This window comes from Bathymodiolus azoricus thioautotrophic gill symbiont, assembly GCF_001298715.1.
Lineage (GTDB): Bacteria > Pseudomonadota > Gammaproteobacteria > PS1 > Pseudothioglobaceae > Thiodubiliella.
Genome location: NZ_CDSC02000441.1, coordinates 1 through 2,101, shown reverse-complemented (window position 1 = coordinate 2,101; position 2,101 = coordinate 1). Strand labels below are relative to the sequence as shown.

Genomic DNA, 2,101 nt, shown 5'->3' with positions numbered 1-2,101 from the left:
CCTTTGTTGATTTGTAACCGTTAAGGCAATTCTTCCCAAAGCAAATGGCTTTGGATAAGGTGAATGAAAAAGAAGTGTTTAAGGCAACAGATTTAATGAATAATAGACCTAGGAAATGCTTGGGGTATAAGACCCCGTTTGAGGTTTTTGCTGAGTTAACTGGTAAAGACTATTTTTTAAACTGAAGTGTTACACTTATAGGTTGAATTCGCTCCCATTGAATTATGCAAATACTACGGTAAGCCATGTTTGAACAAACTTTCAAAAATATAGACGATATACTACATAAAGATGCGGGCTGTGGTAGCGAGTTAGATTATGTAGAACAAACCTCATGGGTGTTGTTCTTAAAATATTTAGATGATTTAGAGCAAGACAAGCAAACAGAAGCCGAACTCACTGAAAAAGCTTATCAACCCATTATTTCTGCTCAATTTCAATGGTCAACTTGGGCAACGCCAAAACTTGATAATGGCGATATTGACCATAACGCCTTAACAGGCGATGATTTGTTAGATTTTGTTAATAATCAGTTGTTTCCTTATTTAAAAAAATTCAAAGCACAAGCCACAAATGCCAACACCATTGAATACAAAATTGGTGAAATTTTCTCAGAATTAAAAAATCGCATTCAAAGTGGCTACAATTTACGAGAAGTGATAACGCTTGTTAATGAGTTGCGTTTTAGAACGCATCAAGAAAAACACGAAATGAGTCACTTATATGAAAGCAAAATTAAAAACATGGGCAACGCTGGACGCAATGGCGGCGAATATTACACCCCCCGTGCCTTGATTAAAACCATTGTTAAAGTAGTTTCACCCAAAATAGGTAATACTGTTTACGATGGGGCAGTTGGCTCGGCTGGGTTTTTGGTAGAGGCGTTTGCTTATCTTAAGCAGCCCGATCTCTCCGCAAAACAAGCCCTAATTTTGCAAAAAAATACTTTTTACGGCAAAGAAAAAAAATCCCTTGCTTATATTATCGGCATTATGAATATGATTTTGCATGGGATAGAAGCCCCTAATATTATCCATACCAATACCCTGGCTGAAAATTTAAGCGATATTGAAGAAAAAGACCGCTATGATATTATTTTAGCCAACCCCCCTTTTGGTGGCAAAGAGCGGGTAGAAGTGCAACAAAATTTCCCCATAAAAACAGGAGAAACTGCCAGCTTATTCCTACAACATTTTATTAAAATACTCAAAGCAGGTGGTAGTGCGGGCGTGGTGATTAAAAATACTTTTTTAAGCAACACCGATAATGCCTCTATTGCCTTACGCAAAGAATTATTAAACACTTGCAATTTACACACGGTGCTAGATTTACCTGGTGGAACCTTTACAGGCGCAGGGGTAAAAACCGTGGTGCTGTTTTTCAACAAAGGCGAAGCCACCAAGGAAACTTGGTTCTACCAGCTCAATTTAGACAGAAACTTAGGCAAAACCAACCCCCTCAATGAGCGAGATTTAGCCGATTTTATCCAATTACAAAAATCCAGTGCCCAGAGTGAAAACTCATGGGCAATAAAGATAGAAGACATTGACCAAACCACCTTTGATTTGTCCGTTAAAAATCCCAACATGCCAGAGGAAGCAGCATTACGAAGCCCTGAAGAGATTTTTAAAAAAATATCCGAGCTTGATGAAGAAAGTAAAACAATATTAAAAACTATTAAACGGTTATTATGAATGAAAAACAAGACATTAGATGGAAGCAAAGATTTCAAAACTATGCCAAAGCGTTTGCTTTATTGCGAGTTGTTGTTGAGGAAAATGAAGATATTTGCACTTTATCTGATTTAGAAAAAGAAGGACTTATTAAAAGATTTGAATTTACCCTTGAGCTTGCTTGGAAAGTCCTTAAAGATAAAATGCAAGATGACGGCATTATTATTGACAGAATCAGTCCAAAATATGTTATAAAACTAGCTTATAGTAGTAAATATATAGATGATGCAGATGTTTGGCTATCAATGATAAATGACAGGAATTTGATGAGTCATACTTATAATTTTGCTAATTTTAACAAAACTATAAAATCTTTAAAAGAAACTTATTTCCATCATTTAGAAAAGTTTTACATTGATTTTATTGAA

General features: G+C 35.6%; 2 protein-coding genes and 1 pseudogene. All 3 read left to right on the top strand.

Annotation, left to right across the window (positions count from 1 at the left end; genetic code table 11):
* Nucleotides 1-20: 20 nt before the first annotated feature.
* A pseudogene (locus tag BAZSYMA_RS10090) lies at nt 21-185 on the top strand (IS30 family transposase); the annotation flags it as partial.
* Between the two features lie 60 nt (nt 186-245).
* Entirely contained in the window at nt 246-1,694 is a 1,449-nt protein-coding gene (locus tag BAZSYMA_RS08390; protein ID WP_090717885.1) for a class I SAM-dependent DNA methyltransferase, read from the top strand.
* Nucleotides 1,691-2,101 (top strand): nucleotidyltransferase substrate binding protein (locus BAZSYMA_RS08385; RefSeq protein ID WP_143243176.1); only part of this gene is annotated, 411 nt, incomplete at its 3' end. The genes BAZSYMA_RS08390 and BAZSYMA_RS08385, both read left to right, overlap by 4 nt.